This window comes from Mesorhizobium montanum (assembly GCF_033977145.1).
GTDB lineage: Bacteria > Pseudomonadota > Alphaproteobacteria > Rhizobiales > Rhizobiaceae > Mesorhizobium > Mesorhizobium montanum.
In genome coordinates this window covers 98,890-123,908 of record NZ_JAVIJF010000003.1, presented here as the reverse complement: position 1 = coordinate 123,908, position 25,019 = coordinate 98,890, and the positions used below count along the sequence as shown (strand labels likewise).

Below are 25,019 nucleotides of genomic sequence, written 5' to 3'. Positions count from 1 at the left end.
GCTTCAGGGCGAGCACCGGATGCGGCTCTAACGCGCCCCCTTTACTCTCATCTTGAGGCCGTAGACACTCCCTGTTGCGGTGATGAAGAGCAGGTCATTGTCTTTGCCACCAAAGGTCACATTCGTCGTCGTGTCCTCAATGGGCACGTCGATGTGTTCAACCCTTTTGCCGGTCCTGTCGAATACCGTCACACCGATCATAGTGAGATAGACGTTACCTTCAGCGTCGATGGTCATTCCGTCTGAACCGAGATTGCAGAAAAGGCGCTTGTTCGTGAGCCCGCCGTCGGGACGTATGTCGTAGACGAAGGTTTTGCTCGCGCCGTAATCCGCCACGTAAAGCATCTTGCCGTCGGGTGTACCGATGATTCCGTTAGGCTTCTTGAGGTCGGTCGTGACACGCGAGACAGTCTTGCGGTCGGGCGTCACGAAGTAGACGTGCTGACCATCCACCCGTGTGCTTTGGTCGCGAGGTGAATAGAAATCAGGGTCGGTGAAATAGATGCCGCCGTCTGGACGAACCCACAAGTCATTCGGGCCGTTGAACGACTGGCCTTCGAAGTTGGTCACGAGCACTGTCACCGTCCTGTCGGGCGCGATGGACCATAGCTCGCCCTTCTCGGGGGCGACGACGATCAGGTTGCCGACCTTGTCGAAATAAGTTCCGTTCGCGCGTCCCGCTGGCTTGAGCCAGTCGGAAAATTTTCCGTCTGCCGCATGCCATTCGACGATCCGGTTATTCGGGTCGTCGGTAAAAAACACATTGCCATCACCATCCGCGGCGGGGCCTTCGGTGAATGAATAGCCTTCAGCCAATTTTTCCAGCTTTGCGCCAGGGGCGATGATAGGCGCATCCGCTGCGAAGGTGTAACCGGCTATAAGCAACAGAACCGCGAGAAGGGTGCAGCCGAATGCTTTCATGGTTCGCATAGTTGGCTTCTCCGGCAAGGAATCCCACTTTGTCCCTATGGAGGCCGACAAACAAGCTTTAAGCCCTTGGAGGCGATCTACGATGAGGAATATCCTTGCCGGTGCGGCGACCCACCACAAGGATCGCCCAATGTCGAACAAATACCCATTCGTCGAAGACACCCTCGGCAAGAAATTGGAAGCCGGCACCGGCCTGTCGGTCTATTGCCTCACCTGCAAAAGAACGGCGGTGCTCGACGTTGGCGAGCTAGTTAAGCGACTCGGGCCGGATCATGGCTGCTTTCATTGGGATCTGGTGAAGGTGATCTTTTGCCATGAGTGCCGCGTCGCCGGCCGAGACGATCGGAAGCTGCAATTCACCAACCATGCGATGACGCCTGAGCAGCGCAAAACATGGCGGCCGTGCCCGTGAAGCGAGCGGCCCGGCAGGCCAGCTCAGGAAGGCCGCCGGGCCGACCGGTGGGGCTCTGGGCTGAGCCCGCACAGGCAACGCCGGAATCATATCAATGCTCGCCAATGCGCTCCGTCATGCGAACGAAGGATCGCGACCTTACGGATTCGTAAGGTCAGAGAGGCGCCAGAACGCGGGAGAGGCTTCGGCGGAACGCCCGCTGGGCGGACGTCCGGTAGGTGCAACCATACCACCCCACCCGCGCTGGCATACACATAGCGGCGAGGTGCTGCTTATGCCCGACCGATACCAAAAGCGTCAGGACGCGGACGGTCTGTGGGAGGTCGTCGACGTTGTCAGCGGAGAAATCGCGAAGCTCGGCGGCGTGCTACTTTCGGGCCTTGACCACGAGGCAGCAACGGGTGCGCTCGATATGCTGCTGAATGAAATCCTTAAGGCGAACGGGCCGCGAACCCCTCCCTCAGACACCGAATAAGGCGGTCCGCCTTTGGCAAGACGGTCGTTATTCGATTGTCAGCGGCCCAACCCTTTCGCCGCTTTCAGCAACGCGGCACAAGCGGCAGGCCCTATGGGACCACGTTCAGGGCAAGGCCGGGGCTCCGCCACCAAAGGGCTTGGCAATGGAGAAGGCCGAATGGCTGAAGCCGGGGCTGGTCGGCCAAGTCAAATTCTTGAAGGGCGAGGAGAAGCTGCGTCATGCTTCGCTGAAAGACTTCCGAGACAAGGGAACGTAACGCCAGGAAGCCGGCTTATGGATTTCATGAGTACACGCGGCATCAACTTCCTCGGCAAATCGATGGGGTCATTTGTCGGACGCTATGACCCACGATGCTGCCGCCATTAACGACTTGGCAGGCGTGCAAATGTCCGGCGCCAGGCAAATGCATTTCTGCTAATATGAGGCGTCTCGTACATTCACTCGCGTGACCAACCCGGGAGGATGCAATCATGAAGATTTCATCACGATCTACTGGCCGATTAATGCTCATTGTGCTCGGCCTCACCAGTGCGGCAGCCTTTGTGTCTGGAGGCTTGGCATTCTCCGCCGAGGGTCAGCAGGGCGTAAAGACGACCCCCATCCTGACGACCGACAGTGCTGACCTGAAGTGGCAGGACATTGGCGACCTGCCGCCCGGCGCCAAAGTCGCTGTCCTGGCGCAATCCGGTGACTGGAGCGTTGCCCGCGTGAAATTCCCGCCTCACTACGTCGTTCCTCCGCACAGCCATCCTAATGCCGAGGCCGTGTGGGTGATCAGCGGTCAGGTCGGGTTCGGCTTTGGGGATAAGCTCGACAAGACCGGCCCGTGGCTCAAGCCGGGAGCCTTTTTCGCGTTACAGCCTGGCGGCACGCACTACGTATGGACTGGAGAAGAAGGAGGGATCATTGACGTTCAGGTCAGTGCCCCCGGCGGCATCACGTTCGTCAACCCGGCTGATGCTCCGAAGAAGAAGTGAGGGATCGCGCACAAGAATTGGCAGCTAGCGCCGCCGATTTCGCGATCGGAGTAGGCGCGTCTCGGCGGCGGGATCATAAATAGCGCTCGCCGTCGGACCTATATTCAAAAGCAGAACCAGTGCGGTGCCTGCTTCGGCTTGGCAAAGCCCCAGCCGGCGTCCTTAGCGCAACGTTCGTGCTCGCAGGAATTACGGTGACAGTGCACAGATTTGCCATAACGGCTATTGATCAAAGCCCATCGCTCCTGGATTCAGAAACCCCAAAGCCGGCTGCAAAGGAAAAGGTGCACTGTCACCGTAATTCGCGTAATTCGCATGATGCCGGTATACCAATCAGGCGCTTCGCAGCGTTTTAGCGAGGTACCGTTGAAACTGAAGTGGGGCTCTTTCTCTGCACGCATCGATCGGTTCCTTTCGATTCGGGGGAAACGATGATGACTCACTGTTGGCCTTCCTGCGAGGGGGCAACTCCGACCGAGATGATCGGAATGTCGAATTGACGGCCAAGCAAAGATCCCTTGTGTACATATAGCGTGCATCAGCCGATTTTCGGCCAATCACGAAACTCTGCATGCTTGAAAAATTTGGCTCCTCGGGCCGCACGAAACTGCGAACTATGAGCTGCCGATCTCCCTCAAAACCACGCCAGAGCCTTTCCTCAAGATTCGCAAGCGGGATCGCGAGCGCGCGGAGCGAATCCATTGGGCAGGCGGCCCAAAGCCATCTCTGAGGCAACGGGCAGTTGCGCTCGCCCAACAACAGGGGGTAGTGCGAACGCGCGACCTCACGAACATCGGTGTTCCGCGTTGCTATCTGACCCGGATGTGCAACGAGGGCCTGCTCATCAAGGTGGGCTATGGCGCGTATCGCGCTGCAGATCAGGAGCCGACATGATCAGGGCCGAAGGCGGCAAGCGTGCACAGAGTTCCCGGATCCGCCGCCTTTCGACTATGGAATCTTTATATCTTTGGCGTGCCGCACGAATGGAATCTTTATGCGTATCGGCCTAGGTTTGGGCATGCGGCAACCCGGGCGGGGAGTGAAGCGATGGCCGGTGTCAATCCGAGGCTGCACCAGGACATTACATCGTCGCCGGGTGCCGATACGCTTTTCGGCTTGGCCGATGCTCCCGCCGCGGTACGCTATCTTGCTTCGTTTGCAATGACCGCCTTCGCGACGGTCGTGGCTGCCGGGGTCGACAGTCAGGTGGCGATCCCGAACATCTCGCTCATATTTGTGGTGCCGGTGATCATAGGGGCCGTCGGCCTAGGTTTGGGTCCCTCGCTCTTTTCGGCGATACTTGGTGCACTCGCCTACAATTTCTTCCTCACCGAGCCTCGCTACACGCTGATCGTCGACGACCCGGCAAACGTCTGGGCGATTGGACTGCTTTTCGTCGTCGGACTTATCGTCAGTGGCGTGGCCTTTACCTCCCGGCGCCGCGCAATTGAAGCCGCGCTCCTGAGGAGGCAGGCAACGATGCTGCAAAACTATAGTCGCGACGTCGCGGGGATCGACAATGCGAAGGCGATCGTCTCGATCACTTGCCACATGCTTGCAGCGCTCTTCCAAGTTCCTGTCGTCATTCTCGTTTTGGACGGCAAAAGGGTTTCCGTCGAGAAAGTCGGCAATGTAGAGCCCCAGGAAGCCGAGATTGAGGCGGCGCAATCGTCATTGGCAACAGGACTTGTCGTGAGCGCCGGAGTCTATCCGGCGTTGACCTCGCGCTTTGACTTCTGGCCCGTAAAAACAACGGCAGGGGGCCCGCGCGCGGCCATTGGGCTCGCATTCGACCCCGATGAACGTCCTGTGACGCCTTCGACGTCGGTCGATATCGTGGGTCGCTTCCTGGCCCTGGCGCTTGATCGTCAACATTTCCGGCATGCTCGACCGTAAACACCCGGGAAGGCGCAAGTCAGCAAACGGCGCGACGACAACGACAACGAAACGTTTGCGCTAGCCGGAGGAGCAGGTTCATGAGCAATGCCGATACAGGCGACGGCGGGGCTGCAGCAGCACAGTCCGCTGCGCATGATGTCCACTCCCAGCAGAGCGTGCGAATACTGGTTCTGGGCGCTCTCGGCGTCGTTTATGGCGATATCGGAACAAGTCCTCTCTACGCGTTTCGGGAAGCCCTGTTTGTAGCGGCATCGGACGGATCGGCGACACGTGAGGATGTGCTTGGCATTCTTTCGCTGATCATTTGGGCGCTGACCCTCATCGTAACGGTTAAATACGTCACATTTGTTCTCCGAGCGGACAACAAGGGTGAAGGCGGCACGCTCTCCCTGATGTCCCTGGCCGGCAGTAGTCTTCCGGCTCGCTCAGCTGCCATTTTGGTCCTGGGCGTGCTTGGCGCGGCGTTGTTCACCGGCGACTCTATGATCACGCCAGCGATCTCGGTGCTCGCTGCAGTGGAAGGTCTTGAGACCGTCACGCCAGCCCTTGAGCCATACGTCTTGCCAGTCACGCTTGTCATTCTTGCTGGGCTCTTCGCGGTCCAACGATTCGGGACCGGCGCCATTGGAGGCGTTTTCGGGCCGATTACATTCGCATGGTTTCTCGCGCTAGGGGTTTCCGGAGTAAGCCACATCGTCACCAATCCCGGAGTGTTGTGGGCCGTCAATCCCTACTACGCCGTCCACTATCTCGTGGCCAATCCAGCACTTGCGCTCGGGACGGTCGGCGCTGTTTTTCTAGCTGTGACCGGCGCTGAGGCGCTTTACGTCGATCTTGGCCACTTTGGTCGCAGACCGATTGTGATGGCTTGGCTGTGGATCGTGTTCCCGTGCCTTCTGCTCAACTACATTGGGCAGGGCGCCTTTGTTTTGAACCGCACCGAATTGCCGGAGAATGTTTTCTTCGACATGCAGCCTCGCTGGGCGCTGGTGCCGATGGTCGTCTTGGCCACCGCCGCGACGATCATCGCCAGTCAGGCTGTGATTTCCGGGGCGTTTTCGCTGTTGCGTCAAGCCGTTCAGCTGAATCTTCTGCCGCGATTCAGCATCCTACACACATCCGAGACGCAAGTTGGCCAAATCTATCTTCCGAGGGTCAATTTGTTGCTCGGCATCGGCGTCATGATGCTGGTGCTCGGGTTCCAGAAGTCGGGCAACCTAGCATCGGCCTACGGCATCTCCGTCACCGGTCAGATGGTGGTCACGGACCTGCTTCTCTTCATCGTCATGCGCCGAATCTGGAACTGGTCAGTTACTGGCGCCCTTGCAGCATCGGCACTCTTTCTGATCGTGGACTTGGTATTCCTCGGCTCGAACATCATTAAGGTGATCGAAGGAGGCTGGGTTACGCTGACCATTGCGTTGGTGATGTGCCTCATTATCTGGACTTGGGTGCGCGGCGGCCGCTACCTGTTCGACAAGACGCGCCGCAATGAGATCCCGCTCGATTTCCTTGCCGGCAATCTGTTGAAGAAGAAGCCCTATCTGGTTTCGGGCACGGCAGTGTTCCTGACCAGCGATCCGCTGAGTGCGCCGACCGCGCTCATGCACAGTCTCAAACACTACAAGGTGTTGCACGAGCAGAACGTCATCCTTTCGGTGGTGACGGCGCCACAGCCGGTAGTGCCCGACAGCGAGCGGGTGAAGATGGAAACGGTCAACGAGCTGTTCATGCGAGTGACGCTGACCTTCGGCTATATGGAGCAACCGAATATCCCGCGTGCGCTCGCGATCTGCCGCAAGCAGGGCTGGAAGTTCGACATCATGTCGACATCCTTCTTCCTGTCGCGGCGCTCGCTCAAGGCCTCGCCCAATTCTGGCATGCCGGTGTGGCAGGACAAGCTGTTCATCGGGCTGGCGCGGACGGCGGCCGATGCGACGGAGTATTTCCAGATACCGACCGGGCGAGTCGTTGAGATCGGCACCCAGGTGGTGATCTGATCCGACTGGGTTGCTCCCGTCGAATGTGTTTCTGCGGATTACTGTGACAGTGCACAAATTTGCTATGGCCGCTATTCCCACCTGAGAGTTGGCATCAAGTCACGCTTTGAGCGGATCGGGTCGAATGCGCACCCGAACGTATCCACGCCCTTGCCCTAACAGAAGCGCCTTTTGATAAGCCTCAAAATGCTTGGACCACTCTTCCCAGGTTGTGGGCATATCGTCAGCGGTAGGTAGCTGCCGAATGTGTGGTAGTCCCTCGGCGTGCAGACCGGGATCGCAACAACCGTGACCGGTTTGTAAGTCCCCATCTCGATCGACCCATGATCGCAGAAACTATCATCCTGGTCGTGATTGGGCGCAAGCTAGGCCCCCGCAATTCACGACCGCGCCTTGACGCCAGAGCGGCGCAAGGGCTGGACGCCTCTTTCCGCACGTCAGCGTATCTTACGGTGCGATGGCGCCGTTAAGAGTGGTGGCAATCGACACAAACTGGGCATTTAGCGCGCCGCCCAGTGAGGTCGCTCCAACCATGATTCCCAAGGCGATAAGCGCTGCAATCAAACCATACTCGATGGCCGTTGCCCCGGAATCGTCACGCAGAAAACTCGCTATCAACCGCATTTTTCACAAACCCCGATTGCTGATCATGCAAGTATTGCTGGTTGCTAATTTAGATATGGTAAAGGGACGCTCCTGGATTTTATTCATTAAAAGGAAAGCCGAGCCGACAAGCAGCAGCTTGGCTCGAGCTTGCCGATAAGCCACGGCTTATGCAAGATTCGCGCGTTCTCACCGGAGGCGTATCATTGACACGCTGGAATGCATGGCGCTGCCCAGGGGGAAGCCTCGCCAGAGGGCGCTCGAGGCGAGACGCCGCTTTCGATTACACAGCAAGCATTGTTGACATATTCGCGTATGATCGCCGGAACAGATGTCCATAATGTACGGCAAACGCACGTGAAATTCACCGGTTGACTAGAGAGCGCGTAGCCAACGGACTGCCTGTCGAGCGACTCGCAAGCGCAACGTGATGCCGGGGTGTGTAGCCCGGAACGATAACTGCTAGCCCACCGCAAGCGGCATCGTCTGGCTTAAGTGCCTGAGATTGTTTGGCTCCCCGGGATCGACGAAGCTGAGAAATTCGAATTCGCGACTCCCCTACGCCAGAATGCGCCCCCGGTGACGAAGATGCGCAAACGTGATGCTGCTTGATGCGTATCCCGTCGCCGTCTTGTGCGCTGATCTCGCGACGGTCAGAGCCAGCGGCGAACCTCGGCCTTGTAGCGGCGGTAGTCGTCGCCGAACTTCGCTTCGAGATAGCGCTCCTCGCGGGCGATCAACTGCGTCTGGATCGCGATCAGCACCAACGGGAGCAAGGCGAAGGCGATCGGCCCGTCGAAGCCGATCGCAAGGCCGGCATAGACAAGCGCCATGCCTAGATACATAGGATTTCGGGTCCACCGAAAGGGACCGGTCGTCGCGATGAGGGTCGTTGGCTGCGACGGGGGAACGTTGGTGCCCAGCCGCCGGAACAGCCCCGCCGCTGCAAGCATTATCGCCGCGCCGGCAGCGAACAGCAGAGCGCCCGTCGCCGCCAGCAACCGCCAGTCGATGCCGAAAGAGCGCAGGGTGACGAACCGCTCCACCGCCAGCCCTAACAGCAGCGCTCCCAGATAGACGAAGGGCGGAGGGAAGCGCACACCCGCGCTGTCCGGTTCGACGGCCATGCTCCTCTCCAATCTCTGCTCTCAAACCAGCATCGACTGCTGGGCGAAGATACCCGCCATCGCGCCGTGCGATGATGCCAGGGTGACCGATGGCGGCGTAACGGGGTTGGCGAGGTCGCCGGCGGCGTAGATGCCGGGCGTGCTGGTTTCGCGGCGCTCGTCGACCTTGAGGATGATGCCGAGTGGCGTATCGATCGTGGCGAGGCCCAGCGATTCATGGAGGTTTGCGGACGGCTTGTTGCGCGGATGCGCGAACAGGATGTCGACCGCGACATTTGGGCCGGTATCGAGCTTGACGGTGGCGTTATGGCCCCCGTGATGAGCGATCTCGATGATCCGGCCATCGACGACAGGTGTGTTGCGGCGCGTCAGATCGGCCCGGATATCGGGCGGAATGTCATGACCATCGGCGAAGACCGTCAACCTGTCGGTCCAATCGTGGAACAGCCTGACCTGATTGTGCGACTGCCGGCCGGACCAGACGAGGCCCCAATGCTGGCCGGCGACTTCAAAGCCGTCGCAATAGGGGCAGGGCACGATGGACTTGCCCCAGCCTTCGGCAAAGCCCGCAACATCAGGCATCTGGTCGATGACGCCATAGCTCAGGATCAGGCGGCGCGCCCGGAGGGTTTCGCCATCCTCAGTAGCGACGGCGAAATCGTCGATCGCGCCGGAGACGCTTTCGGCCCGGGCCTTGATCAGCCTGATCGTGGGATAACGCTCCAGCTGCTGCCGCGCCTCGGCCAGGATTGCCAACGGTGGCTTGTGATCGTGGCCGAGCAGGCCATGCGAATGGCTGGCGAAGCGGTTGCGCGGCTGGCCGGTGTCGAGAACGGTGACCTCGCGGCGGGCACGGCCGAGCTGCAGGGCCGCGGCGAGACCGGCAAAGCTTCCGCCGATGATGATGACGTCATCCATGGAAATGGGCTCCGTGTTGTGGATGAAGCGCTGGGCCCACGGCACAACGACTTGCATTTCAGATACTACATGGTATCGTAATGCTGAATTACGATACTGTCAAGGACTTGAATTGTTGTGACTGAAACCAGCCAGGGCCGGCGCGGCCGGCCCGCCAACGAGGCGCTTGGCCAAACGATCGTCGACGCCGCGTGCGAGCTTTTTGACGAACTGGGTTTTCATGGGACGACATTGGACATGGTCGCTCAGCGAGCGAAGATATCCAAGCTCAGCATCTACCGGCACTTCGAGAACAAGGAGGCCCTGTTCAGCGCGGCCTTTGCGGCCCGCTGCCATCAGCTAATACCACAGGCCCTTTTTGAAGACGTCGACGGTTCGGCCGAAGATCAGCTCATGGCGGTGGGATCATCCCTGCTTCGCACGCTGTTGCGCCCGGGTGTCCGCAGTGTCGAAGCCATGGTCGTGAACGACAGGACGAATCAACAGGCGTTGAGCAAGCTCCATTACGAAGCCGGACCCGCCCACATCATCGCTCAAGTCGAGGCCCTGTTGCGCCAGTTGCACGCGAAGGCGGTTCTGGACGTGCCCGATCCTCTTCAGTCCGCCCGCTTGTTTGCCGCGCTTTTCAAAGGATGCGATCTCCTGATTATCGCACGCTTCGATGAAGCGAGAGCAGTGGACGACAGCGAAATCGAATCCTATTGCCGGTCGGCCGTCGCCATGTTCATCGCCGCGCACGGTGGCAACGACCACGCGGGTGGATAGCCTAGACGAGGATCCTCGATGTTCTGACACTCTGGAAGCAGGACTATCGAGATCGAAGAGTATGGGAGAAATTGCACGCTGGCGCGCAGCATCGCGCCATGGCGTAGAAGAGGCGGTGGCTCCCCGGGCCGGATTCGAACCAGCGACCAACCGGTTAACAGCCGGTTGCTCTACCACTGAGCTACCGGGGAACGGAGGCTCTGACGTGAGTTGGCGCAGCCTATAGCAAACACCTTTCGTCTTTGCAAAGAAGCAATTCGCAATTTTTCTCCGGTTTTTAATGCGGCTATTTGTGGCATCGTTTCGGCATGCCCACATATGAAGGGCTTCACACCGGCCGGAACAAAGCGGTCGGTTATCGCGGTATGGCTTCGCCAGCAGATGGGATTTGGTTTTGAATGACAGCAGCTGACGACGACAGCGCCCCGGTGCGCAAGATTTCGATCTTCGGCCGCGAATTCGCCATGCCACGGTCACGCGGCTTGCGAATCGTGATTGGCATGCTGCTCACCCTTGGCGGAATTCTGGGCTTTCTGCCGATACTCGGTTTCTGGATGATTCCGCTCGGGCTCCTGGTGCTGTCCTATGAATTCGCGATGATCCGTCGTCACCGACGGCGATTCGTCGTCTGGTGGGAACGCCGGCGGCGTCCCGACCGATGAGCCCGCGCGGACCGGCGGCGCCGCCACAACAGATGCCTGGACCCGTGACAACCGATTGGTAATCACCACTTTCGCCGCCATAGGCGAAAGCGTCGGGAATGACGCGCGAGCGCTTGACGGCCTTTGAGCGCCAACATAATGAGTTCGCTCGGAACGCCGGGAGCATTGCGAGGCCTCGTGGCGGAGTGGTTACGCAGAGGACTGCAAATCCTTGCACCCCGGTTCGATTCCGGGCGAGGCCTCCAGATGCTTGCGGGCTCCAGCGCAACCGCGCCGGAGCGGGGTTCCGGTTGAAGTTTTAGCCGCGCGTCTGGCGCGGGGAGCGGATTGTTGGGACATGAGCGCTGATTTCTCCGAACGCCGCGTGAAGATGGTCGATGGCCAGGTCCGCACCACGGATGTAACCAGCGCGCCCCTCATCGAAGCGATGCTGAGCGTCCCGCGCGAGGCCTTTGTCGGCGCCGGACAGCAGGATCTGGCCTATATCGACGAAGACATCCGCATCTCGGACGGCGCCAATGGCGGCGGCGCACGCTATCTGATGGAGCCGTCGCCGCTCGCCAAGCTTTTGCAACTGGCCGAAATCGACGCGGGTGATTCGGTGCTCGATGTCGGTTGCGGCACCGGCTATTGCGCCGCATTGCTGTCCCGGCTGGCGCGTTCCGTCGTCGCGCTGGAGAGCGATTCCGCGCTGGCGGAGGCCGCGAAATCCACGCTTTCCAGCCTTGGCTGCCAGAACGTCACGGTGGTGACCGGACCGCTGCCGCAAGGGCAGGCCGCTAAGGGGCCTTACAACGTCATCTTCATCGGCGGCAGCGTCGAGGAAGTGCCGGCGGCGCTGCTCGACCAGCTTGCGGAGGATGGACGCCTGGTTGCAGTCGAAGGACGGGGCAACTCTGGCGTGGCCCGGCTGTTTTTCAAGGCAGGAGGGGTTGTAACCGGAAGACGGGCTTTTAATGCGGCAATTAAGCCACTACCGGGCTTCGAACGTGCTCACGCATTTGAATTCTGAGCGTTTTTGCCTTGCAGCGAAGGCGCTGTCATGATGGCTTGCGCTAGACAATCGTTGCTGATTGGTTAACCGGGAGTTATCGGGAGGCTGTCAGCGGGGGAACGATAAACAACGCGGCGCCAGCCGATCCGTAAGGGTGGGCCGACGTGGCGTGGTTCCCATGCAAACGAATGAGGGAAATAACGTGCCGTCTGTACGTAGGATAATTTTAGCAGCTACGCTCGTTTCCGCGACCGCGCTGTCGCCGCTGGCCGCATCGGCCGAAACCATCACCGGCGCACTCGCCAAGGCCTATCAATTCAATTCCCAGCTGAACTCCGCCCGCGCCGGCGTGCGTGTCACCGATGAGGGCGTCGCCATTGCCAAGTCGGGCTGGCGCCCGACTGTCACTGGTTCGAGCAGCATCGACTACACCAGCACACGCTTCCAGGGCGCCACCCAGAACCTGACCACGGGCAGCTTCGGCATTCAGATCAACCAGACGCTGTTCGACGGGTTTCAGACCAGGAACAATGTCGCCGCCGCCGAGGCGCAGGTGAAGGCTTCGGTCGAAAGCCTGCGCAATACCGAAGAGAACATCCTGTTCAACGCGGCGAGCGCCTATATGGACGTGATTCGCGATCGCCAGGTCGCTGCGCTGACCGAACAGAACCTGCAGTTCCTGACCGAGCAGGCGCGGGCTGCCCGTTCACGCTTCGAGGTCGGTGAGGGCACCCGCACCGACGTCGCCCAGGCCGATGCCTCGCGTGCCACGGCCGTGGCGCAGCTGAGCGCCGCCCGCGCGACGGCGCTGGCGAGTGCGGCCACCTATCATCAGATCGTCGGCGACGAGCCGGGCAAGCTCAAGGCGGCCTCGCCGCTGGGCAAGCTGCTGCCGGGGAGCGTCGATTCCGCCCTGGCCGTGGCCTCGGTCGAGCATCCGGCTATCCTTTCGACCCAGCATCTCGTCGACGCTGCGGCGTTTTCGGTGAAAGTCTCGGAGGGCGCACTGCTGCCGCAGCTGACGGCCTCTGCCGGCATTTCGGATAATTATAGCCACTCCTCTCCTGCTTCGATCTCTCGCCCCAACGGCAGCTCGACTTCGGCCAATATCGGCGCGACGCTCACCGTTCCGATCTATTCGGGCGGCCGGACCTCGGCGATCGTACGGCAAAACAAGGAATCGCTCAGCGAGGCGCGTATCCAGGTCGATGTCAGCCGCGACCAGGTGCGCCAGGCCGTGGTGTCGGCCTGGACGCAATATGTCGCCGCGCGCGAAAGCGTCGATGCCAACAGGCAGGTTATCGACGCCGCGCAACTGGCGCTAAACGGCGTCATCGAGGAGCGCAATGTCGGCCAGCGCACCACGCTCGACGTGTTGAACGCGCAGAACGCGGTCATCACCGCCAAGATCAACCAGGCCAGCTCCGAGCGCGACGTGGTCGTGGCGAGCTACGCCATCCTGTCGGCGATGGGTCGGCTGTCGGTCGATCGCCTGGGCTTGCCGGTCACCAAGTACAGGCCGGAAGAGCACTATAACGCCGTCAAGGACAAATGGATCGGACTGCGCACGCCTGACGGGCGCTGATTTCCGATACTTGGCTTCCGGCAAGCGCCGCGTGTCCGATGGATGCGCGGCGTTTGTCTTTCTGGATGACGCGGCTCATCGGTTTGCGCTCCGCCTAATCTGTTGAAATCCAACAAGTCCCCAGATTGGGGATTCTCGGATGACGATCGGTCGGTTACGCTGTCTGCATTGATTCGAATTCCGGCCTGGGCAGGAACGGAATTCCTGAACGGGTCAAGTTTCTTGATCAGGTCACAAGGGCGGCGGATGTGACGATGGCGACGGCAAGCAGCGCGCAGCGCGAACCTTCCATGGAAGAAATACTGGCTTCCATCCGAAGGATCATCGAAGACAGCGACACCGGGCGCAAGCAGCCGGCCGAGGCCGGTGACCTGCGCCAGGATCTGGAACCGGCCGCGGTCGCCGTGCCTCCCGCTGCCATGCCAAATGTCGAGGTCGACGCTTTTCGTTCCGAATTGCATGCCGATACCGGCCCCCGCAAGCCGGTGACGCTGGCGGAAGTCCAGGCCCAGCTCGCGGCGACCGATCCGGTGCTTGCGCGCGCCGAGGTTCGCCCCGAGACGGTGAAGGCAGCGCCAGCGCCGACAACCTCGGCGGAGGTCCGTGCCAGGAGCGCCGTCGAGCCGGGCGCGGCGGCGGCCGCGAGCAAGCCCGCCGCAGCAAATGCACCGCAGACCGCCGAGACCATCGTCGCCGATTGGCGGCGGGAAATCGCGGCGGCCGGCGGCAGCACGGTCACCGCGAAGCCGGCTGTCCGGGCTCCGGAAGCCGCGCCCCGGGTCGAGATCGAGAAGCTCGAGATCGACAAGGAGGAGCCGGCGGTTGAAGTGGAGGCCAGCGCCCCACAAGCATCCGCGCCGGAGAGTCAGCCGGCCAGGCCGGCGATCCTGTCCGAGCATACGGGCAGGCAAGTTGCCGCTGCCTTCGGGGAGCTTTCCGGCGCTTTTGCCAGCCGCGGCAAGAAGAGCTTCGATGAAATGGCCGAGGAGATGTTGCGGCCGATGCTGCAGGATTGGCTCGACAACAACCTGCCGACGCTGGTCGAAAGGCTGGTGCGCGAGGAGATCGAGCGCGTGGCGCGCGGGGCGCAGTAAGCTACCAGGATAGGCAGGCTGAAAAGCACCGCCTTCCGGCGCTGCTTTTGTTCAGGGCTGCTTAAAGCGCGTCGCGATGAAACGGATTCAGGCGACGCGCTTTAAGTCTTTGTTTTGATGCATATCGTTGTCCCAAAACCGCTGCGCACTTTTGGGCGACATGCATTGGGGGGCGCGCGGTTGCCGAACCCGATGGGATTGTCGCCGGTGGCGGCAGGCCTATCTGTGGACGGATCGCTGCTGTCGCGGTTGACTCGGCCAAGACCTTCCGATTTACACCGGACGCTTGTTCCCGACAGTTCGGACTTCCTCCATGCTTGAAAAGACCTACGACGCCAAAACCGTCGAGCCGAAGATCGCCAAAATCTGGGAAGAGGCCGACGCCTTCCGGGCCGGCGCCGGCGCGGAGGAGGGGGCGGAAGCCTTCACCATCGTCATCCCGCCGCCGAACGTCACCGGCTCGCTGCATATGGGGCATGCGCTCAACAACACGCTGCAGGACATTCTCGTGCGCTTCGAGCGCATGCGCGGCAAGAACGTGCTTTGGCAGCCCGGCATGGATCACGCCGGCATCGCCACGCAGATGGTGGTCGAGCGCCAGCTCATGGAAAAGCAGATCCACCGCCGCGATCTCACGCGTGAGCAGTTCATCGAGAAAGTCTGGGAGTGGAAGGCCGAATCCGGCGGCGCGATCTTCAACCAGCTGAAGCGGCTCGGCGCATCGGCAGACTGGTCGCGCGAACGCTTCACCATGGACGAGGGCCTGTCAAAGGCCGTGCTGGAAGTCTTCGTCACGCTCTACAAGGAAGGCCTCATCTACAAGGACAAGCGCCTTGTGAACTGGGACCCGAAGCTGCTCACCGCCATTTCCGACCTCGAGGTCGAGCAGCAGGAGGTCAACGGTAATCTCTGGCACTTCCGCTATCCGATCGAAGGCGAGGCGTTCGATCCGCAGAATCCGAAGAGCTTCATCACGGTCGCGACGACGCGTCCCGAGACGATGCTGGGCGATACGGCCGTGGCCGTGCATCCGGACGACGAGCGCTTTACCGATCTGGTCGGCAGGAACGTCGTGCTGCCGATCGTCGGCCGCAAAATGCCGATTGTCGCCGACGAGTATTCCGATCCGGAAAAAGGCTCCGGCGCGGTCAAGATCACGCCGGCGCACGACTTCAACGACTTCGAGGTCGGCAAGCGCCACAAGCTGCCGGCGATCAACATCCTGACGGTCGAGGCCGCGATCAAGCTGAAGGACAATGAGGATTTCCTCGCCGGTCTCGAGGTCACGCCGGAGCGCCAGGCGGTCTGGGACGAGCTCGACGGGCTCGACCGCTTCGCCGCGCGCAAGAAAATCGTCGAGCTGATGGAAGCCGGCGGTTTCCTCGACAAGGTCGAGCCGCATCGCCATGCCGTGCCGCATGGCGACCGCGGTGGCGTGCCGATCGAGCCGTTCCTGACCGAGCAGTGGTATGCCAACGCGGCCGAGCTCGCCAAGCCGGCGATCGCCTCGGTGCGCGAGGGCCGTACCAACTTCGTGCCGAAGAACTGGGAAAAGACCTATTTCGACTGGATGGAGAACATCCAGCCCTGGTGCATTTCGCGCCAGCTCTGGTGGGGTCACCAGATTCCGGCCTGGTACGGGCCGGACGGGCGTGTCTTCGTCGAAAAGACCGAGGAAGAGGCTTTAGCCGCGGCGATCGAGTACTACCTGGCGCTGGAAGGGCCGTGGAAGGCCTGGGTCGAGGACAGGCTGGAGAATTTTCAGCCGGGCGAGATCCTGACGCGCGACGAGGACGTGCTCGACACCTGGTTCTCGTCCGCGCTGTGGCCGTTTTCGACGCTCGGCTGGCCTGACCAGACGCCCGAGCTCAAGACCTATTACCAGACCGACGTGCTGCTGACCGGCTTCGACATTATCTTCTTCTGGGTCGCCCGCATGATGATGATGGGCTTGCACTTCATGGACGAGGAGCCGTTCCACACCGTCTATGTGCACGCGCTGGTCCGCGACAAGAACGGGCAGAAGATGTCGAAGTCGAAAGGCAACGTCATCGACCCGCTCGACCTGATCGATGAATATGGCGCCGATGCGCTGCGCTTCACGCTGACCGTGATGGCGGCGCAAGGCCGCGACGTGAAGCTCGATCCGGCGCGCATCGCGGGCTACCGCAATTTCGGCACCAAGCTGTGGAACGCGACGCGCTTTGCCGAGATGAACGAGGTGGCGCGCAATGACGAGTTCTGGCTGAACGACGCCAGGCTCGCAGTCAACCGCTGGATCCTGACCGAGCTGACGCGGGCGGCGCGCGCGGTCACCGAGGGCATCACCAGCTACCGCTTCAACGAGGCGGCGACTGCTGCCTACCGCTTCGTCTGGAACCTGTTCTGCGACTGGTACCTGGAACTCTTGAAGCCGGTGTTCATGGGCACGGACGAGGCGGCCAAGGTCGAGAGCCGGGCCTGCGTCGCCTTCGTGCTGGACGAGATCTACAAGCTTCTGCATCCGATGATGCCGTTCATGACCGAGGAGCTGTGGGCGCAGACCGCGGGCGAGGGCAAGGAGCGCTCCTCGCTGCTTTGCCATGCCGCCTGGCCGTCGCCCGACTTCGAGGACGATGAGGCGGCCGCCGACATCAACTGGCTGGTCGATCTTGTCTCGGGCATCCGCTCGGTGCGTTCGGAAATGAACGTGCCGCCTGCGGCGATCGCGCCGCTGATGGTGATCGGCGCCAACAACCTCACGCAGGAGCGATTGGAGCGCCACGCCCAGGCAATCAAAAGGCTGGCGCGCGTCGGCGATATTGCGCTCGCCGATGCGTCACCGAAAGGCTCGGCCCAGATCGTGCTCAATGAGGCGACGGTAAGCCTGCCGCTCGGCAGTCTCATCGACCTTGCGGCCGAGGCCGCGCGGCTGCAGAAGGAACTGGCGAAGGTCACCGAAGAGATCGCCCGCTTGCACAAGAAGCTTTCGAACGAGAAGTTCGTCGCCAACGCACCGGAAGAAGTGGTCGAGGCCGAGCGCGAGAAACTCGCCGAATATCGCGAGTCGCAGGAGAAGCTTTCGGTGGCATTGACCCGGGTCCGCGACGCCGGCTGAGCGGCAAGATTCGCTCGCGCCGAAGCGGCGCTTTCCGGTACATCAGCTGCCTCGAAAACAGTGATGCCGCAGCGTTAATTTTGACGTAAACGGAAAGTTTGCGCCCCATTGTTGCCATAATGTAACAATTGGGACTTTTAGCCCTAAAATCGGCTGTTTCTGCCCTGTTTGGGTGGTCTCTTCGGGTTTTCCCGACCGTTTGGCGCCGAGGGGCGCGATTTAGGCATCAATTGTGGCGCCGCATACCATGGCAAAAATACGCGCTGTCAAGATGTACATGTACAGTCTTGAAATCGTTGTTGCGTCGTTAACCCGAATTGGTTCTAGCTTGAGCCACTTGTATTTCGGGGAGGGATTTCCATGAACATTTTGCGGCTCAAAGCTCTGGCGGGGGCAGGCTGCTTTTCGATCGCTTTGATCGGGGCCGCGATGCACCCCGCGCATGCCGGCGGCCTGGAGCGCGGTGGCTACGACGTCGACCTGCTTTTCGATCCGGCACCGTTCGCGACGGAGGCGGAAGCCACCTACGTGATGCCGGATCGCAAGTACAAGAACGCTCGTGGTCCTGGCGGCGCGGACCTCGGCTTTGGCACCTCAGCCAAAGGAGCCGAGGATTATTGGGTGCCGCGCATCGGCGTCAAAGCTCAGGTTGTTCAGGGCGTCGACTGCATGTTCGACTACTCGCAGCCTTGGGGCGCGCATACCGCGCCCGGCGTGTGGAACGGCGCGTTTTCCAATATGGAAACGGACATCAAGAGCGACAACTACGCGGCAACCTGCTCCTACAAGATGGATGCGGGCAAGGGTCAGCTGCGCTTTATCGGCGGTGTTTTCTACCAGAAGGTTTACGGTTTCAAGGAAGACTTGGTGTCACCGTTCGTGCCTGACTTCGGGGGCACCGGTCGTGTCGATCTGACGAGCAATGGCTGGGGCTGGCGCGCCGGCATTGCCTACGAAATCCCGGACATCGCGCTGCGCGCCAGCCTCGTCTATAATTCCAAGGTTAAGCTCGACAACATCGAGGGCACGTTGGACTTGACGAACGTTGGCCTGGGTACGATCCCGATCTTCGGCTCGACGCAGTACATGCCTGATGTGGTGGAACTGAAATTGCAGTCCGGCATTGCGCCCGGCTGGCTTGCCTTCGGTTCGATCAAGTGGGTCAACTGGAGCACGTTGCAAAGCGTGCCGATCTGCCCGCAAGGCGTTCCGAGTTCGCTTTGCTTCAGCAACTCGCCGGCGGAAGTTACCTCGCTTGACCTGATGTATCGTGACGGCTGGACTGTTTCGGGTGGTGTCGGCCACAAGTTCAACGATCAGTGGAGCGCTGCGGGTCAGCTCTCTTGGGACCGTGGCACCTCGCATGGTTACGGTGCGCAGACCGATACATGGACTGTCGGCGGCGGAGTCGCTTATACGCCCCAGCCTAACATCGAGGTTCGTCTTGCGGGTGCTATCGGCGTGATGACCAGCGGTCATTCCGGTACAGTGATTGGCCCGAACGGCAAAATTATCGGTGCAGACGCCAGCTACGACTTCGGCAACGATCTGGTTACGGCGATCTCGGGTGGAATCAAGATCAAGTTCTAAGTTTCTGAAAACTGACGTAAAAGGCCGGGCATTGGCCGGCCTTTTTGTTGTCCCGCCAGCGCCTTGTCCTGCCCTCTCCACTCGCCGTTGCAAATTCGCCGCCCAACCGGTGCCCCATATGATTGTGACGTTTTGGCAACAGTTTATGAACAACCCCCGCGCTAAAAGACTTGCCGAGGGAACCGCCCATTTCCCGCCATAAACCCGGAGCACCCGAGATAGGTCTCGGGATGCGTGCCAGTTTGGCCCGGCGATGGGACCGGCCGCGGGGTGTGCGGCAAGGACGAGTATGGACGCCAAGGCAATCTCCAAGGCCAAGCTGCCCAGCCGCTACGTGACCGTTGGCCCGGCGCGCGCGCCGCATCGCTCGTATCTCTATGCCATGGGCCTGTCGGCGGCCGAGATCGCGCAGCCCTTGGTCGGCGTCGCCAGTTGCTGGAATGAAGCCGCACCTTGCAACATCTCGCTGATGCGCCAGGCGCAAGTGGTGAAGAAGGGCGTTGCGGCCGCCAGCGGTACGCCGCGCGAGTTCTGCACCATCACCGTCACCGACGGCATCGCCATGGGCCACCAGGGCATGAAATCGTCGCTGGTGTCGCGCGAGGTGATCGCCGATTCGGTCGAGCTCACCATGCGCGGCCACTGTTACGATGCTCTTGTCGGGCTCGCCGGCTGCGACAAGTCGCTGCCCGGCATGATGATGGCGATGGTGCGTCTCAACGTGCCGTCGATCTTCATCTATGGCGGCTCGATACTGCCCGGCAGCTATCGTGGCCGGCAGATCACCGTGCAGGACGTGTTCGAGGCGGTCGGCCAGCATTCGGTCGGCACGATCAGCGACGCCGATCTGCTCGAGATCGAGCAGGCGGCCTGTCCTTCGGCTGGCTCCTGCGGCGCCCAGTTCACCGCCAACACCATGGCGACCGTTGCCGAGGCGATCGGCCTGGCGCTGCCCTATTCGTGCGGCGCGCCGGCGCCATACGAAATGCGCGACCGCTTCAATTTCGCCTCCGGCGAAAAGGTCATGGAATTGATCGCCAGGAATATCCGGCCGCGCGACATCGTCACGCTGAAGGCGCTGGAGAATGCCGCGACCGTCGTGTCGGCCACCGGCGGTTCGACCAATGCCGCACTTCACCTGCCGGCGATCGCGCATGAGGCCGGCATCAAGTTCGACCTGTTCGACGTGGCCGCGATCTTCGAGAAGACGCCTTACATCGCCGACCTCAAGCCGGGCGGCAAATATGTCGCCAAGGACATGTTCGAGGCCGGCGGCATTCCGCTGCTGATGAAGACGCTGCTCGACCATGGCTATCTGCATGGCGACTGCATGACGGTCACTGGCCGCACTTTGGCCGAAAATATGGAGCACGTTTCCTGGAATGAGAGCCAGGATGTTGTGCGTCCCGCCAGTCGGCCAATCACCAAGACAGGCGGCGTTGTGGGCTTGAAGGGCAACCTTGCCCCCGAAGGCGCGATCGTGAAGGTCGCGGGCATGTCGGAACTGAAATTCTCAGGCCCGGCGCGATGCTTCGATTCGGAAGAGGAGTGCTTCGAAGCGGTCACGCAGCGCAACTACCGCGAAGGCGAGGTTCTCGTCATCCGCTATGAGGGGCCGCGCGGCGGCCCGGGCATGCGCGAGATGCTGTCGACGACGGCGGCGCTCTACGGCCAGGGCATGGGCGGCAAGGTGGCGCTGATCACCGACGGGCGCTTTTCCGGCGCCACCCGCGGCTTCTGCATCGGCCATGTGGGGCCGGAGGCGGCGGTCGGCGGGCCGATCGGGCTGATCAAGGATGGCGACGTGATCTCGATCGACGCCTTGAAAGGCACGATCGAGGTGGCCCTGTCGGATGCCGAACTGGCGGCCCGGGCAAAGGAGTGGAAGGCGCGCAAGACCGACTATCAGTCCGGCGCGATCTGGAAATATGCGCAGACCGTAGGGTCGGCCCGCGACGGCGCGGTGACCCATCCGGGTGCCGCCAGAGAAACGCACTGCTATGCGGACATCTGAGGTGTTGAGGTCGTCTGTCTTTTCGGCACTGGTCGCTCTTGCGACCTTGGGCGCCGTCGGGCAGGCCATGGCCTTCGATGACAAGGTGTTCGACGACAAGACCGGGGTGAAGCCGCAGTCGAGCCCGTGGGCGGTGTTCCAGTTTGGCTTTTCGGCCTACAAGAGCGGCCATAAGGATCAGGCGGTCGAGGCCTATAAATATGCCGCCGAGAACGGCCAGATCGGCGCCACCTGGAAGCTTGCGCGCATGTATGCCGAGGGCGACGGCGTGACGCGCGACGACTATGCCGCCTTCAAGTTCTTCTCGGAGATCGTCGACCAGGATGTCGAGCCCGGCTCGCCGGAAGAAAGCTATGTGTCGGACGCGCTGGTGGCGCTCGGCGATTATCTGCGCAAAGGCATTCCCGGCACCCCGGTCGAGGAAAACGACGTTGCGGCGCAGGAATATTATATGCGCGCCGCCGCCAACTACCGCAATCCGAACGCCCAGTTCGAGATCGGCCGCATGTTCCTCAAGGGCGAGGGCGGCGTGAAAGCCAGCGTCAAGCAGGCCGGCCGCTGGCTGCAACTGGCAGCCGAGAAGGGCCATGCCGGCGCGCAGGCGACGCTCGGCAATCTTCTGTTCCAGAGCGGCAAGGTCGTGCGCGGCCTGGCGATGATGACGGCGGCGCTGGAGCGGGCTCCGGCGGCCGATCAGCCCTGGATCCGCAACATGCAGGAAGACGCCTTCGCCGCGGCCGGCGAGGCCGATCGCCGGACCGCGATCTCGCTCGCCGACGACATCCTGACCAAGGGCAACAACGGCGACCAGTAGGCGCTGCTTTTCTCGCAGGAAAATTCAAAGAAGATGCCAGCGTCCAGCCTGCGCCGGCGATCGTAGCGCAAGATCAGTTCTCGGTCGGCTCCGTCGGCGCCGGGCCGGGCGTCGGGGTCGACGTCGACGTCGGGTGCGGTTTTGGCGCGTCTCCCGGACATTCATCCTTGATCCTGGTCCAGGACGTGTTGTTGAGGACCATGTCGCAACGGGCGAGGTGGCTCCCGCCGGCGACCGTCAGGCACGCCGTCTCGCCGACATTGAAAGACTTGCCGTTGGCAAGGCAGGTTGGCGCCGCCTGCAACGGCGTCGGCGCGGCAAGCGCCAAAGCAAGGCCGACCGGCCAGACAAGAAATCGGATCGCCATTCAACCCCCCAAGGCAATCCGTATCAAAGACCGGATTTGTGGCGATATCAGGGTCCAGAAAGCGTGAAAGTCTCAGGCGGGCCGCAGGCTGAGATCGATCGCGACCGGCACGTGGTCGGAAGGTTTTTCCCAGGCGCGGACGTGCTTTTCAACCGAGGCCGACGAGAAACGGTTGGCGGCTTCCGGTGAGAGCAAGAGGTGGTCGATGCGGATACCGTTGTTCTTCTGCCAGGCACCGGCCTGATAATCCCAGAAAGTATAGACGCCGGCCGAGTCGGTCACGCTGCGCACCGCTTCGGTGAAGCCGAGATTCTTCAGCCGGCGAAAGGCCTGCCTTGTCTGCGGCTGGAACAGCGCGTCGCCCAGCCAGTTCTCGGGAAACCGGGCATCGGCGGGTTCGGGAATTACGTTGTAGTCGCCTGCCAGCACCAGCGCTTCTTCGAGCCGCAGCCGTTCTTCCGCCCAACGCTCCAGCCGCGCCATCCAGGCGAGCTTGTAAGAAAACTTCCGCTCATCGTCGACCGGGTTGCCGTTCGGCAGATAGAGCGAAGCCACGCGCAAGGCGCCCTGGTCGGTCGAAAAGACACCTTCGATGAAGCGGGCATGGTCGTCGACATCGTCGCCCGGCAGGCCACGGGTGACCTCGTCGAAGGGAAGCTTCGACAGGATCGCGACACCGTTGAAGCTCTTCTGGCCGTTGGTCTCGACATTATAGCCCAGCGCCTCGATCTCGGCGCGCGGGAACTGGTCGTCGACCGTCTTGATCTCCTGCAGGCAGACGATGTCCGGCGCGCTTTCGGTCAGCCAGTGGGTGAGGTTGCCGATGCGGGCGCGAACGCCGTTGATGTTCCAGGTGACGATCTTCATGCGGACCTCAATCTTGTTCCGGCGCAAGGCGCTCGACGAGGCCGATCGTATTGCCTGCGCGGACCTTTAGAAAGGCCATCCATCCGCATTCCTGCCATAGCCAATCGACGACCATGCGCTAACCGGCTCGCACCCGTTGCAAGCCTTGCGAAGTATCAGCAAATCAAATGCTGAAGCTGGTACCGCAGCCGCAGGAGGCGACGGCGTTCGGGTTCCTGATCTGGAAGGACTGGCCCATCAGGTCGTCGACGAAGTCGATCACCGAGCCGCCCATATAGACCAGTGACAGGTCGTCGATCAGGACGGTCGCACCGTCCCTCTCGATGGCGACATCGTCGTCGTTCGCACCTGCGACCAGATCGAACTTGTAGGAAAATCCGGAGCAACCGCCGCCTTCGACGGAGACGCGCAGCGCCGTCTTGCCCGGTTCGCCGGAAACGATCCTGGCGATCCGCTTCGCGGCGGCATCGGTCATTTCGACCTTCATGGCAGTCTTGGCATCCGCGCCCATCGGCGTCACCTTGCTTTCGGTTTCATATGATAGGTATGAAGCGGGCGTGGCCAAGTCAACTGGTGGATCAATGGACGAGCGGCAGGGCAAGGATGCTCTCGGCGACATCGGATTCGGCTATCGGCCGCGCGCTGTCTATGCCAGCGACCCGGCGCGCTCGCGCGGGCGCCTGTTCGACGAGCCCGAAAGCCCGACCCGCACACCGTTCCAGCGCGACCGCGACCGCATCATCCATTCCACCGCCTTCCGCCGGCTGAAGCACAAGACCCAGGTGTTCGTCGCGCATGAGGGCGATCACTATCGCACGCGGCTGACGCATTCGATCGAGGTGGCGCAGATCGCGCGCGCTTTGGCGCGTGCCCTGCGCGGCGACGAGGATCTCGCCGAGGCCGTGGCGCTGGTGCATGATTTCGGCCACACGCCCTTCGGCCACACGGGCGAGGATGCGCTCAACGAGAAGATGGCTGCATGGGGCGGCTTCGATCACAACGCGCAGTCGCTGCGCGTGGTTACACGGCTCGAGCGACGCTATGCCGAATTCGACGGGCTGAATCTCACCTGGGAAACGCTGGAGGGGCTGGTCAAGCACAACGGCCCGCTGACCGATGCGATCGGGAAGGGGCTCAAAGGCCCGGTGCCGCAAGCGATCCGCGATTATTCGGAGCTGCATGATCTCGAACTCGACCGCTTCGCCGGGATCGAGGCGCAATGCGCCGCGATCGCCGACGACATCGCCTACAACACCCATGACATCGACGATGGCCTGCGCGCCGGCTTGCTGACGCTGGACATGCTGACCGAGGTTGGCCTGCCGGGCTCGATCCTGAACGGCGTGCGTGCCAGATACCCTCAACTTGACGATGTCCGCACCGGCCACGAGCTGATGCGCCGGCAGATCACCTTGATGGTCGAGGATGTCATCGCATCGACCGCGGCCAATATCGAGCGCCTGAAACCGGACAGCGCCGATGCGGTGCGGACAGCGGATGAAACCATGGTCACCTTTTCGGTGGGCATGGCCGCGGCCGAAAAGGAATTGAAGGCTTTTCTCTATAAGCATCTCTACCGTCACCCGGAAGTGATGCGGGTGCGGGCCGACGCCGAGCGCATCGTGCGCGAGCTGTTCGATGTCTATTTCGCAGATCCGCGCGCCATGCCCGACGGCTGGCGCGAGGGGCTCGACAGGGCCGAGGATCGCATCAAGGCACGCAGCGTGGCCGATTTCCTGGCCGGCATGACCGACACCTATGCGCTGAAGGAACATCGGCGTCTGTTTGACCATACGCCCGATTTGAGCTAGGGCGAGCCTCGATTT

Annotated in this window: 23 protein-coding genes and 2 tRNA genes; 17 read left to right on the top strand and 8 right to left on the bottom strand. The window is 61.5% G+C overall.

Features of this window, described 5'->3' with window-relative positions:
• Positions 1–27 precede the first annotated feature (27 nt).
• Positions 28–930 (bottom strand): SMP-30/gluconolactonase/LRE family protein, encoded by a 903-nt coding sequence (locus RFM68_RS05005; protein WP_320231592.1) that lies wholly within the window; start codon positions 928–930, stop codon positions 28–30.
• Positions 931–1,060: 130 nt separating this feature from the next.
• Between RFM68_RS05005 and RFM68_RS05000 the strand changes: the two genes are divergently transcribed.
• From RFM68_RS05000 to RFM68_RS04975, 6 genes are all read left to right on the top strand, one after another.
• Complete coding sequence (locus tag RFM68_RS05000; protein WP_320231591.1) at positions 1,061–1,342, top strand: hypothetical protein; 282 nt, start codon at positions 1,061–1,063, stop codon at positions 1,340–1,342.
• Between the two features lie 274 nt (positions 1,343–1,616).
• Positions 1,617–1,817 carry a hypothetical protein gene (locus tag RFM68_RS04995; protein ID WP_320231590.1) on the top strand — a complete coding sequence of 67 codons (201 nt, stop codon included), beginning with the start codon at positions 1,617–1,619 and terminating at the stop codon, positions 1,815–1,817.
• Positions 1,818–2,290: 473 nt separating this feature from the next.
• Complete coding sequence (locus tag RFM68_RS04990; protein WP_320231589.1) at positions 2,291–2,797, top strand: cupin domain-containing protein; 507 nt, start codon at positions 2,291–2,293, stop codon at positions 2,795–2,797.
• Between the two features lie 582 nt (positions 2,798–3,379).
• Positions 3,380–3,691, top strand: a complete 312-nt coding sequence (locus RFM68_RS04985; RefSeq protein WP_320231838.1) for a type IV toxin-antitoxin system AbiEi family antitoxin domain-containing protein — start codon at positions 3,380–3,382, stop codon at positions 3,689–3,691.
• A gap of 153 nt (positions 3,692–3,844) precedes the next feature.
• Complete coding sequence (locus tag RFM68_RS04980; protein WP_320231588.1) at positions 3,845–4,693, top strand: DUF4118 domain-containing protein; 849 nt, start codon at positions 3,845–3,847, stop codon at positions 4,691–4,693.
• Positions 4,694–4,773: 80 nt separating this feature from the next.
• Positions 4,774–6,696: a potassium transporter Kup gene (locus RFM68_RS04975; RefSeq protein ID WP_320231587.1), complete on the top strand. Its 1,923-nt coding sequence runs from the start codon at positions 4,774–4,776 to the stop codon at positions 6,694–6,696.
• 447 nt (positions 6,697–7,143) lie between these two features.
• On the opposite strand, the gene RFM68_RS04970 is transcribed toward RFM68_RS04975, so the two are convergent.
• The 3 genes from RFM68_RS04970 to RFM68_RS04960 form a co-directional block, all read right to left on the bottom strand.
• Complete coding sequence (locus tag RFM68_RS04970) at positions 7,144–7,320, bottom strand: Flp family type IVb pilin (RefSeq protein WP_320231586.1); 177 nt, start codon at positions 7,318–7,320, stop codon at positions 7,144–7,146.
• Between the two features lie 632 nt (positions 7,321–7,952).
• Complete coding sequence (locus RFM68_RS04965; RefSeq protein WP_320231585.1) at positions 7,953–8,426, bottom strand: methyltransferase family protein; 474 nt, start codon at positions 8,424–8,426, stop codon at positions 7,953–7,955.
• Positions 8,427–8,447: 21 nt separating this feature from the next.
• Positions 8,448–9,344, bottom strand: a complete 897-nt coding sequence (locus RFM68_RS04960; RefSeq protein ID WP_320231584.1) for an NAD(P)/FAD-dependent oxidoreductase — start codon at positions 9,342–9,344, stop codon at positions 8,448–8,450.
• Positions 9,345–9,461: 117 nt separating this feature from the next.
• Between RFM68_RS04960 and RFM68_RS04955 the strand changes: the two genes are divergently transcribed.
• Positions 9,462–10,109, top strand: a complete 648-nt coding sequence (locus RFM68_RS04955) for a TetR/AcrR family transcriptional regulator (RefSeq protein ID WP_320231583.1) — start codon at positions 9,462–9,464, stop codon at positions 10,107–10,109.
• A gap of 116 nt (positions 10,110–10,225) precedes the next feature.
• Here the strand turns inward: RFM68_RS04955 and RFM68_RS04950 are convergent.
• Positions 10,226–10,300, bottom strand: a tRNA-Asn gene (locus tag RFM68_RS04950).
• Between the two features lie 207 nt (positions 10,301–10,507).
• Here RFM68_RS04950 and RFM68_RS04945 point away from each other — a divergent pair.
• The 9 genes from RFM68_RS04945 (at position 10,508) to RFM68_RS04905 (ending at position 21,959) form a co-directional block, all read left to right on the top strand.
• Positions 10,508–10,771 carry a hypothetical protein gene (locus RFM68_RS04945; protein WP_320231582.1) on the top strand — a complete coding sequence of 88 codons (264 nt, stop codon included), beginning with the start codon at positions 10,508–10,510 and terminating at the stop codon, positions 10,769–10,771.
• Between the two features lie 171 nt (positions 10,772–10,942).
• Positions 10,943–11,016: transfer RNA gene (locus tag RFM68_RS04940), tRNA-Cys, on the top strand.
• A gap of 92 nt (positions 11,017–11,108) precedes the next feature.
• On the top strand, positions 11,109–11,783 hold the full coding sequence (locus RFM68_RS04935) for a protein-L-isoaspartate O-methyltransferase family protein (RefSeq protein ID WP_320231581.1): 675 nt from the start codon (positions 11,109–11,111) through the stop codon (positions 11,781–11,783).
• 184 nt (positions 11,784–11,967) lie between these two features.
• Positions 11,968–13,350, top strand: a complete 1,383-nt coding sequence (locus RFM68_RS04930) for a TolC family outer membrane protein (protein WP_320231580.1) — start codon at positions 11,968–11,970, stop codon at positions 13,348–13,350.
• Between the two features lie 254 nt (positions 13,351–13,604).
• Positions 13,605–14,444, top strand: a complete 840-nt coding sequence (locus RFM68_RS04925; protein ID WP_320231579.1) for a PopZ family protein — start codon at positions 13,605–13,607, stop codon at positions 14,442–14,444.
• Positions 14,445–14,757: 313 nt separating this feature from the next.
• The gene (locus tag RFM68_RS04920; RefSeq protein WP_320231578.1) at positions 14,758–17,541 is read left to right on the top strand and encodes a valine--tRNA ligase; all 2,784 of its coding nucleotides are present in this window, start codon (positions 14,758–14,760) and stop codon (positions 17,539–17,541) included.
• Between the two features lie 360 nt (positions 17,542–17,901).
• Positions 17,902–19,131 carry an OmpP1/FadL family transporter gene (locus RFM68_RS04915; protein ID WP_320231577.1) on the top strand — a complete coding sequence of 410 codons (1,230 nt, stop codon included), beginning with the start codon at positions 17,902–17,904 and terminating at the stop codon, positions 19,129–19,131.
• Between the two features lie 289 nt (positions 19,132–19,420).
• Positions 19,421–21,145 (top strand): dihydroxy-acid dehydratase, encoded by a 1,725-nt coding sequence (gene ilvD / locus RFM68_RS04910; RefSeq protein ID WP_320231576.1) that lies wholly within the window; start codon positions 19,421–19,423, stop codon positions 21,143–21,145.
• Complete coding sequence (locus RFM68_RS04905; RefSeq protein ID WP_320231575.1) at positions 21,132–21,959, top strand: tetratricopeptide repeat protein; 828 nt, start codon at positions 21,132–21,134, stop codon at positions 21,957–21,959. The genes ilvD and RFM68_RS04905 overlap by 14 nt, the downstream gene beginning before the upstream one ends.
• Before the next feature lie 73 nt (positions 21,960–22,032).
• On the opposite strand, the gene RFM68_RS04900 is transcribed toward RFM68_RS04905, so the two are convergent.
• The 3 genes from RFM68_RS04900 to erpA all read right to left on the bottom strand — a co-directional run bounded on the left by RFM68_RS04900 (position 22,033) and on the right by erpA (position 23,704).
• Complete coding sequence (locus tag RFM68_RS04900) at positions 22,033–22,326, bottom strand: hypothetical protein (protein WP_320231574.1); 294 nt, start codon at positions 22,324–22,326, stop codon at positions 22,033–22,035.
• Between the two features lie 72 nt (positions 22,327–22,398).
• On the bottom strand, positions 22,399–23,193 hold the full coding sequence (gene xth, locus RFM68_RS04895; protein ID WP_320231573.1) for an exodeoxyribonuclease III: 795 nt from the start codon (positions 23,191–23,193) through the stop codon (positions 22,399–22,401).
• 163 nt (positions 23,194–23,356) lie between these two features.
• On the bottom strand, positions 23,357–23,704 hold the full coding sequence (gene erpA / locus RFM68_RS04890) for an iron-sulfur cluster insertion protein ErpA (RefSeq protein WP_320231572.1): 348 nt from the start codon (positions 23,702–23,704) through the stop codon (positions 23,357–23,359).
• Between the two features lie 70 nt (positions 23,705–23,774).
• Here erpA and RFM68_RS04885 point away from each other — a divergent pair, with 70 nt between their 5' ends.
• Complete coding sequence (locus tag RFM68_RS04885) at positions 23,775–25,004, top strand: deoxyguanosinetriphosphate triphosphohydrolase (RefSeq protein WP_320231571.1); 1,230 nt, start codon at positions 23,775–23,777, stop codon at positions 25,002–25,004.
• Positions 25,005–25,019: the final 15 nt, after the last annotated feature.

Coding starts and splice junctions, on each gene's coding strand:
- RFM68_RS05005 (WP_320231592.1), bottom strand. CDS start 930: ATGCGAACCATGAAAGCATTCGGCTGCACCCTTCTCGCGGTTCTGTTG.
- RFM68_RS05000 (WP_320231591.1), top strand. CDS start 1,061: ATGTCGAACAAATACCCATTCGTCGAAGACACCCTCGGCAAGAAATTG.
- RFM68_RS04995 (WP_320231590.1), top strand. CDS start 1,617: ATGCCCGACCGATACCAAAAGCGTCAGGACGCGGACGGTCTGTGGGAG.
- RFM68_RS04990 (WP_320231589.1), top strand. CDS start 2,291: ATGAAGATTTCATCACGATCTACTGGCCGATTAATGCTCATTGTGCTC.
- RFM68_RS04980 (WP_320231588.1), top strand. CDS start 3,845: ATGGCCGGTGTCAATCCGAGGCTGCACCAGGACATTACATCGTCGCCG.
- RFM68_RS04975 (WP_320231587.1), top strand. CDS start 4,774: ATGAGCAATGCCGATACAGGCGACGGCGGGGCTGCAGCAGCACAGTCC.
- RFM68_RS04970 (WP_320231586.1), bottom strand. CDS start 7,320: ATGCGGTTGATAGCGAGTTTTCTGCGTGACGATTCCGGGGCAACGGCC.
- RFM68_RS04965 (WP_320231585.1), bottom strand. CDS start 8,426: ATGGCCGTCGAACCGGACAGCGCGGGTGTGCGCTTCCCTCCGCCCTTC.
- RFM68_RS04960 (WP_320231584.1), bottom strand. CDS start 9,344: ATGGATGACGTCATCATCATCGGCGGAAGCTTTGCCGGTCTCGCCGCG.
- RFM68_RS04945 (WP_320231582.1), top strand. CDS start 10,508: ATGACAGCAGCTGACGACGACAGCGCCCCGGTGCGCAAGATTTCGATC.
- RFM68_RS04935 (WP_320231581.1), top strand. CDS start 11,109: ATGAGCGCTGATTTCTCCGAACGCCGCGTGAAGATGGTCGATGGCCAG.
- RFM68_RS04925 (WP_320231579.1), top strand. CDS start 13,605: ATGGCGACGGCAAGCAGCGCGCAGCGCGAACCTTCCATGGAAGAAATA.
- RFM68_RS04920 (WP_320231578.1), top strand. CDS start 14,758: ATGCTTGAAAAGACCTACGACGCCAAAACCGTCGAGCCGAAGATCGCC.
- RFM68_RS04915 (WP_320231577.1), top strand. CDS start 17,902: ATGAACATTTTGCGGCTCAAAGCTCTGGCGGGGGCAGGCTGCTTTTCG.
- ilvD (WP_320231576.1), top strand. CDS start 19,421: ATGGACGCCAAGGCAATCTCCAAGGCCAAGCTGCCCAGCCGCTACGTG.
- RFM68_RS04905 (WP_320231575.1), top strand. CDS start 21,132: ATGCGGACATCTGAGGTGTTGAGGTCGTCTGTCTTTTCGGCACTGGTC.
- RFM68_RS04900 (WP_320231574.1), bottom strand. CDS start 22,326: ATGGCGATCCGATTTCTTGTCTGGCCGGTCGGCCTTGCTTTGGCGCTT.
- xth (WP_320231573.1), bottom strand. CDS start 23,193: ATGAAGATCGTCACCTGGAACATCAACGGCGTTCGCGCCCGCATCGGC.
- erpA (WP_320231572.1), bottom strand. CDS start 23,704: ATGGGCGCGGATGCCAAGACTGCCATGAAGGTCGAAATGACCGATGCC.
- RFM68_RS04885 (WP_320231571.1), top strand. CDS start 23,775: ATGGACGAGCGGCAGGGCAAGGATGCTCTCGGCGACATCGGATTCGGC.